7 protein-coding genes are annotated in these 7,347 nt (G+C 68.0%); all 7 read left to right on the forward strand.

The window, feature by feature from the left end; genetic code table 11:
* Positions 1-204: adenylyl-sulfate kinase (locus ABDW21_RS09235; protein WP_343710334.1), on the forward strand; the 204-nt coding region annotated here is incomplete at its 5' end.
* Between the two features lie 88 nt (positions 205-292).
* Complete coding sequence (locus ABDW21_RS09240; protein ID WP_343602381.1) at positions 293-1,222, forward strand: sulfotransferase domain-containing protein; 930 nt, start codon at positions 293-295, stop codon at positions 1,220-1,222.
* Between the two features lie 159 nt (positions 1,223-1,381).
* Positions 1,382-1,954, forward strand: a complete 573-nt coding sequence (locus ABDW21_RS09245; protein ID WP_343602379.1) for a histidine phosphatase family protein — start codon at positions 1,382-1,384, stop codon at positions 1,952-1,954.
* A gap of 346 nt (positions 1,955-2,300) precedes the next feature.
* Positions 2,301-4,244, forward strand: a complete 1,944-nt coding sequence (gene uvrC / locus ABDW21_RS09250) for an excinuclease ABC subunit UvrC (RefSeq protein ID WP_343602377.1) — start codon at positions 2,301-2,303, stop codon at positions 4,242-4,244.
* Positions 4,241-5,164 (forward strand): RNase adapter RapZ, encoded by a 924-nt coding sequence (rapZ, locus tag ABDW21_RS09255; RefSeq protein WP_343602375.1) that lies wholly within the window; start codon positions 4,241-4,243, stop codon positions 5,162-5,164. Before uvrC ends, rapZ begins: the two co-directional genes overlap by 4 nt.
* Positions 5,161-6,228, forward strand: a complete 1,068-nt coding sequence (gene yvcK / locus ABDW21_RS09260) for a uridine diphosphate-N-acetylglucosamine-binding protein YvcK (protein ID WP_343602374.1) — start codon at positions 5,161-5,163, stop codon at positions 6,226-6,228. The genes rapZ and yvcK overlap by 4 nt, the downstream gene beginning before the upstream one ends.
* Positions 6,225-7,199 (forward strand): DNA-binding protein WhiA, encoded by a 975-nt coding sequence (gene whiA, locus ABDW21_RS09265; protein ID WP_343602385.1) that lies wholly within the window; start codon positions 6,225-6,227, stop codon positions 7,197-7,199. The genes yvcK and whiA overlap by 4 nt, the downstream gene beginning before the upstream one ends.
* The last annotated feature ends 148 nt before the right edge of the window (positions 7,200-7,347 follow it).

Consider the following 7,347-nt stretch of genomic DNA (forward strand, 5'->3'; position numbering starts at 1 on the left):
AGGGTTGTACAAGAAGGTAAAGGGTTGTACAAGAAGGTTCGGGCCGGCCAGATCAAAGGCTTCACCGGGATCGACGACCCCTATGAGGCCCCACTCAAGCCCGCACGTAGGCCCAACGGTGCGGCCAAGAGTGCCGATCCGCTGGCCGAGGAGGTGATCGGTTATCTCGAAAAGGTGGGCGTCATACCAGCAGGCATGACGTAGAAGTGGTCGGGGTGAGGCCTGCGATTGAAAGTCATGCGCGTCTCAGCAGAGACCCCGCAGGCGATGACGACAAGAAAGGCGGACTTCCATGACAAAAGAATTGCTCGCACCGACCAGGGTTCTGCGAGACTATCTGTCCAATTCGACGGTGTGGCAGGACTTTTTGGACCAGGGCGGTTTTGTGGAAGGCGATATCGTCGTCGCCGACCCGTTCAAGGCCGGCACCACCTGGACCCAGCGGATCCTGCAGCAGATTTTGAGCAACGGTGAAGAGCACGACGCCGGGCTCTCGGACACCTCCCCGTGGCTGGACTCCAGCTGGGGCAAACACGCCGAAATGCTCGCGACGCTCAAGGCGCAGCGCGAGGCCGGCACGGGCCGGGTCATGAAGTCGCATGTACCCGCCGATGCACTGCCGATCGCACCGGAGGCGCGCTATGTGTTCGTTGGGCGCAACGGGAAAGACCTGGGGATCAGCTTCCACAACTATCTACACAACTTCTCCCCGGCGACCCTGGAGGAGATCAACCGCATTCACGTCGAGTGGTCCGGTGACCCCGCACCGCTGGTGATTCCGCAGGAGATGCGGGAGTTCTTCGACCTGTGGCTGGACACCGACGGGTACCAGTGCTGCGATCTGCTCGACATCATGGCGTCGTGGTGGCGGCTCAAGGACGAGCCCAACATCCTGCTGGTGCACTACAAGGACCTCAGGGACGATCTTGCCGGTGAAGTCGCGCGGATCGCCAAGTTCTTGTCCATAGACCCCGCGTCATTGCGGATGGACGCGGTCCTCGAACACTGCTCTTTCGAGTACATGAGCGGACGGGCGGAGAAGATGGCGCCCTTCGGAGGAGAACACATGTCCAGCGCCAAGGCATTCTTTGACAAAGGGCCGAAGCGCGATTTCCGCACGGAGCTGACCCCCACACAGATCGAGCGTTTCGACCGCAAGGCTTCCGCCGCGTTGGGCGAAGAATGTGCGCAGTGGTTGGAGGTCGGCAGTGCCCATAAGTGAGCTACCCCACGAATTTCGGGTAATGCACGCCAAGGGCCCGGCGTGCATTACCCGCTCGCCGAATACCCGAGAACTTGAGCCGAGCCGACGCAGCCGCAAGCGGCTCGGTCCGGCGGCTACACGCCGCCGCCACTACCAACATCTCTGGACGGAGGAGAAATGACCGGAGCAAAGATGACGCGCGTTTACCTTGCTCGCCACGGCCGCACCGCTTTCAACGCCGAGGGGCGACTGCGTGGGCTGAGCGATCCGCCACTGGACGAAGTCGGCCTTGCCGAGGTGGCGCGGCTGGCGCATGTGCTGGCCGCCAAAGGTCCCACGGCAGTCGTGTCCAGCCCGCTGCAGCGAGCGGTGTCGACGGCTGAGGCGATCGCTGCGGCCGCAGGTGTCCCGGCCAGTGTCGATCTCCGACTGAACGATCGCGACTACGGACCCATGACCGGCCACCCTCGCGCCGAAGTCGAAGAGCAATACGGCAGCGTCGATTCGTCACCGGGAGTCGAGCCGCGTTCGGCGGTAGCCGAGCGCGCTAAGAAGGCATTCTTCGAACTTGTCGACGAACTTGCCCCTGGCCCAATCGTCCTGGTTTCCCACGACGCGTTCAATCAGACCTTGCTCGAACAGCTGGATCCCTCCCTTGTTCGAGTTCGCCAGCGGACCGCTTGTTGGAATCAACTCAGCTTGGTTGACGGAACGTGGCGCGTTGATGCCTACGACCAGGTGGTTGAGTGAGGGTCGCTCGAGACGTCCAGTTCGGCGGACCAGGCCCCACCTTGCGGCGCGGCGGAGTTCACCTGGGTCGAAACCGTCACGGAGGTGCTCGGAGATGTCGCGTGGGTCAGCGACGCTGACACGGGCCTCACCCGGTTCGTCGATCTGAGTGGCCCGCCCGACCACATTCGATTGACGGTCGCCGACGGGCGGACCTACGACACACCCCGGGCCGTGCGGGCAGGCCAGCGAGTTGTCACCGGTCCGCTCTGGTCCGGAGCTTACGGTCGCGGCGACGAGCCCGCCCCTGATGCCGACGGGGCACTGCCTTGTCGGAAGCCGCCCCGACGGCTACTAGCCTGGGTACGTGCCCGATCCCGCGACGTATCGGCCTGCGCCCGGTTCGATCCCGGTCGAACCGGGCGTCTACCGATTCCGCGATCAGCATGGACGCGTGATCTATGTCGGCAAGGCCAAGAGCCTGCGCGGCCGGCTCACGTCGTATTTCGCCGACGTCGCCGGCCTGCATCCGCGGACCCGGCAGATGGTGACCACCGCGGCCAAGGTGGAGTGGACGGTGGTCACCACCGAGGTCGAGGCGCTGCAGCTGGAGTACAACTGGATCAAGGAGTTCGACCCACGGTTCAACGTCCGTTACCGCGACGACAAGTCCTATCCGGTGCTGGCCGTCACCCTCAACGAAGAGTTTCCCCGGCTGATGGTCTACCGCGGTCCGCGGCGCAAGGGGGTGCGGTATTTCGGCCCGTACTCGCATGCCTGGGCAATCCGCGAAACCCTCGACCTGCTCACCCGGGTCTTCCCGGCGCGCACCTGCTCGGCCGGGGTGTTCAAGCGTCAGCAGCAGATCGGCCGGCCCTGCCTGCTGGGATACATCGGCAAATGCTCGGCGCCGTGCATCGGGCGGGTCAGCGCCGAGCAGCATCGCCGCATCGTGGACGACTTCTGCGACTTCCTGTCGGGCAAGACCGACCGGTACGCCCGCGGCCTGGAACAGCAGATGAACGCGGCGGCCGAGCGCCTCGATTTCGAGCGGGCCGCGCGGCTGCGAGACGACGTGGGCGCGCTGAAGCGCGCGATGGAAAAGCAGGCCGTGGTGTTCGGCGACGGCACCGACGCCGACGTCGTCGCGTTCGCCGACGACGAGCTGGAAGCCGCGGTCCAGGTGTTCCACGTGCGCGGCGGGCGGGTTCGCGGCCAGCGCGGCTGGATCGTCGAAAAGCCCGGTGATCCAGGTGATTCCGGCGAAGCCCAGCTGGTAGAGCAGCTGCTCACCCAGTTCTACGGCGACCAGGCAGAACTGGACGGCGCGGCCGACGAATCCACCAACCCGGTACCCCGCGAAGTGCTGGTGCCCTGCTTGCCGCCCAATGCCGACGAGCTGGCCCGCTGGCTTTCCGGGCTGCGCGGCTCCCAGGTCACGCTGCGGGTGCCGCGCCGCGGCGACAAGCGCGCGCTGGCCGAAACCGTCCAACGCAACGCGAAAGAGTCGTTGCAGCAACACAAGCTGAAGCGGGCCGGCGACTTCAACGCCAGATCGGCTGCGCTGCAGAATATTCAGGAATCCTTGGGGCTGGCGCAGGCGCCGCTGCGCATCGAGTGCGTCGACATCAGCCACGTTCAGGGTACCGACGTGGTCGGATCGCTGGTGGTGTTCGAGGACGGCCTGCCGCGCAAATCGGACTACCGCCACTTCGCGATCCGGGACGCCGCCGGCGGGGGCCGCTCCGACGACGTCGCCTCGATCGCCGAGGTGACCCGGCGCCGATTCCTGCGACACGTCCGGGACGTCGACGACGTCGCGCCCGAGGGGAAATCGCGCAGGTTTGCCTACCCGCCGAACCTCTACGTCGTCGACGGTGGCGCTTCGCAGGTCAACGCGGCCGCGGCGGTGCTCGACGAACTCGGCGTCACCGACGTCGCGGTGATCGGGCTGGCCAAACGGCTGGAGGAGGTGTGGGTGCCGGCCGAGCCCGACCCGATCATTCTGCCGCGCAACAGCGAGGGGCTGTTCCTGCTGCAGCGGGTCCGCGACGAGGCCCACCGCTTCGCCATCACCTACCACCGCAACAAGCGGTCCAGGCGGATGACGACATCGGCGCTGGACTCGGTGCCCGGGCTGGGGGAGCACCGCCGCAAGGCGCTGGTCAGCCATTTCGGGTCGCTGGCCCGCATCAAGGAGGCCAGCATCGCGGAGATCACCGCCGTCCCGGGTATCGGTGTCGCGACGGCGACCGCGGTGCTGGATGCGCTGCACGGCGACGACCGTGCCGGCGAGCGGGTGTCGCGATGAGAGGCGACGGTTCGGGAGCAACCAGCGAGCCCGACAGTGGCTACGCCGCAACGCAATCCGGCATCGATGTCGTGCTGGTCACCGGCCTGTCCGGCGCCGGGCGCGGCACCGCGGCCAAGGTGCTGGAGGATCTCGGCTGGTACGTCGCCGACAATCTGCCGCCTCAGCTGATCACCCGGATGGTGGATTTCGGGCTGGCCGCCGGGTCGCGGATCACCCAACTGGCGGTGGTGATGGACGTGCGCTCACGCGGCTTCACCGGGGACCTGGACTGGGTGCGCACCGACCTGGCCACCCGCAACATCACCCCGAGAGTGGTGTTCATGGAGGCGTCCGACGACATGCTGGTGCGGCGCTACGAACAGAACCGCCGCAGTCATCCGCTGCAGGGCGACCAGACGCTGGCCGAGGGTATCGCCGCCGAGCGCGAGATGCTGGCTCCGGTCCGCGCGACGGCCGATCTGATCATCGACACCTCGACCCTGTCGGTGCGGGGCTTGCGGGAAAGCATCGAGCGAGCGTTCGGCAGTGAGGTCGTCGCGCACACCAGCGTCACCGTCGAGTCCTTCGGCTTCAAATACGGCCTGCCGATGGACGCCGACATGGTGATGGACGTGCGGTTCCTGCCCAACCCGCACTGGGTCGACGATTTGCGCCCGCACACCGGCCAGCATCCCGCCGTCCGCGACTACGTCCTGGGCCAGACCGGCGCGGGCGAGTTCCTGCAGACCTACCATCGGTTGTTGTCTTTGGTCGTCGACGGCTACCGCCGGGAAGGGAAGCGCTACATGACCGTGGCCGTCGGGTGCACCGGCGGCAAGCATCGCAGCGTGGCCATCGCCGAGGCGCTCGCGCAGCTGCTGGAGCCCGACCCGGCGCTGTCGGTACGGGTGCTGCACCGGGATCTGGGCCGCGAATGACGCCCGGTCCCGGCGCAAGCCCGAACATCGTCGCGCTGGGCGGCGGACACGGCCTGTACGCGACCCTGTCGGCGGCCCGACGGCTGACCCCGCATGTGACAGCCGTCGTCACCGTTGCCGACGACGGCGGCTCCTCGGGGCGGCTGCGCACCGAACTCGATGTGGTGCCACCCGGCGATCTGCGAATGGCTTTGGCGGCGTTGGCATCCGACAGTCCGCACGGGCGGCTGTGGGCGACCATCCTGCAGCACCGGTTCGGCGGCAGCGGTGCGCTGGCCGGGCACCCGATCGGCAATCTGCTGTTGGCCGGGCTCAACGAGCTGCTGGCCGACCCGGTCGCCGCGCTCGACGAGCTCGGCCGCATCCTCGGGGTGCGGGGACGGGTGCTGCCGATGTGCCCGGTTGCGCTGCAGATCGAGGCCGACGTCTCCGGCCTGGAGGCCGACCCGCGGATGTTCCGGGTCATCCGCGGCCAGGTGGCGATCGCCACCACGCCCGGAAAGGTCCGCCGGGTGCGGTTGCAGCCCGGCAACCCACCGGCGACGCGGCAGGCGGTCGACGCGATCATGTCCGCCGACCTGGTGGTGCTGGGGCCCGGGTCGTGGTTCACCAGCGTCATCCCGCATGTGCTGGTGCCGGGGCTGGCTGCGGCGTTGCGGGCGACGACGGCCCGGCGGGCACTGGTGCTGAACATGGTGGCTGAGCCGGGGGAGACGGCCGGCTTCTCGGTGGAACGTCACCTGCACGTGCTGGCTCAGCACGCGCCCGACTTCACCGTCGACGACATCATCATCGACGCCGAGCGGGTGCCCGCTGAGCGCGAGCGTGAGCAGCTGCGCCGCACGGCGACACTGTTGCAGGCACAGGTGCGGTTCGCCGACGTCTCCCGGCCTGGTACACCTTTACATGACCCGGGCAAGCTGGCCGCGGCGCTGGACGGGGTCGGCGTTCGCGACACCGGCCCGAGTGCACCCTCGGGGGCGACCACTGACGCACTGCCGGTCGAGGGCGAACCGCGACAGACCGACGGGGGCGGACCGAGAGGTGACGACGCGTGGCGATGACGGCCGAAGTCAAAGACGAGTTGAGCCGCGTAGTGGTGAATTCCGTCAGCGCGCGGCGGGCCGAGGTGACGTCGTTGCTGCGGTTCGCCGGCGGTCTGCACATCGTGGCGGGCCGGGTGGTCGTCGAGGCCGAGCTCGACCTGGGCAGCGTCGCGCGCCGGTTGCGTAAGGACATCTTCGATCTGTACGGCTACAACGCCGTCGTGCATGTGTTGTCCGCCAGCGGGATTCGCAGGCAGACTCGTTATGTGCTGCGGGTGGCCAAGGAGGGTGAGGCGCTTGCCCGGCAGACCGGCCTGCTTGATCTGCGGGGACGCCCGGTGCGAGGCCTGCCGGCCCAGGTGGTCGGCGGCGGCATCGCCGATGCCGAAGCCGCCTGGCGCGGCGCGTTTTTGGCGCACGGATCGCTGACCGAGCCCGGACGCTCGTCGGCACTGGAGGTCGGCTGCCCCGGACCGGAGGCGGCGTTGGCCCTGGTGGGGGCGGCACGCCGACTCGGGATCAGCGCCAAGGCCCGCGAGGTCCGCGGCGCCGATCGGGTGGTGGTGCGCGACGGCGAGGCGATCGGCGCGCTGCTGACGCGAATGGGCGCGCAGGACACCCGGCTGGTGTGGGAGGAGCGGCGCATGCGCCGGGAGGTGCGGGCGACGGCCAATCGGCTGGCCAATTTCGACGACGCCAACCTGCGGCGCTCGGCGCGCGCGGCGGTGGCGGCCGCCGCCCGGGTGGAGCGCGCGCTGCACATACTCGGCGATTCCGTGCCGGGCCATCTGGCCGAGGCCGGCAAGCTGCGCGTCGAGCACCGGCAGGCGTCGCTGGAGGAGCTGGGCCGGTTTGCCGACCCGCCGATGACGAAAGATGCTGTGGCCGGCCGTATTCGGCGGCTGCTGTCGATGGCCGACCGCAAGGCCAAGCAGGAAGGGATTCCCGACACCGAATCGGCGGTGACCCCGGACCTGCTCGACGACTAGCGGTCTCGCTCGTCAGTTCGTCGGGGTGCCGTGCACCGGGGGTCAGGTCACCGAACGTGAAGCCCTTGGAAAAAAAATCCGGCCTTGGTTCAAGGGGTGGTCGCAACGGCTTCACATTCGGTGCGGCCGGGCTGCACAGCGTCGACCC

This window comes from Mycobacterium sp. (assembly GCF_039583805.1).
GTDB lineage: Bacteria > Actinomycetota > Actinomycetes > Mycobacteriales > Mycobacteriaceae > Mycobacterium.

Coding starts and splice junctions, on each gene's coding strand:
- ABDW21_RS09240 (WP_343602381.1), top strand. CDS start 293: ATGACAAAAGAATTGCTCGCACCGACCAGGGTTCTGCGAGACTATCTG.
- ABDW21_RS09245 (WP_343602379.1), top strand. CDS start 1,382: ATGACCGGAGCAAAGATGACGCGCGTTTACCTTGCTCGCCACGGCCGC.
- rapZ (WP_343602375.1), top strand. CDS start 4,241: ATGAGAGGCGACGGTTCGGGAGCAACCAGCGAGCCCGACAGTGGCTAC.
- yvcK (WP_343602374.1), top strand. CDS start 5,161: ATGACGCCCGGTCCCGGCGCAAGCCCGAACATCGTCGCGCTGGGCGGC.
- whiA (WP_343602385.1), top strand. CDS start 6,225: ATGACGGCCGAAGTCAAAGACGAGTTGAGCCGCGTAGTGGTGAATTCC.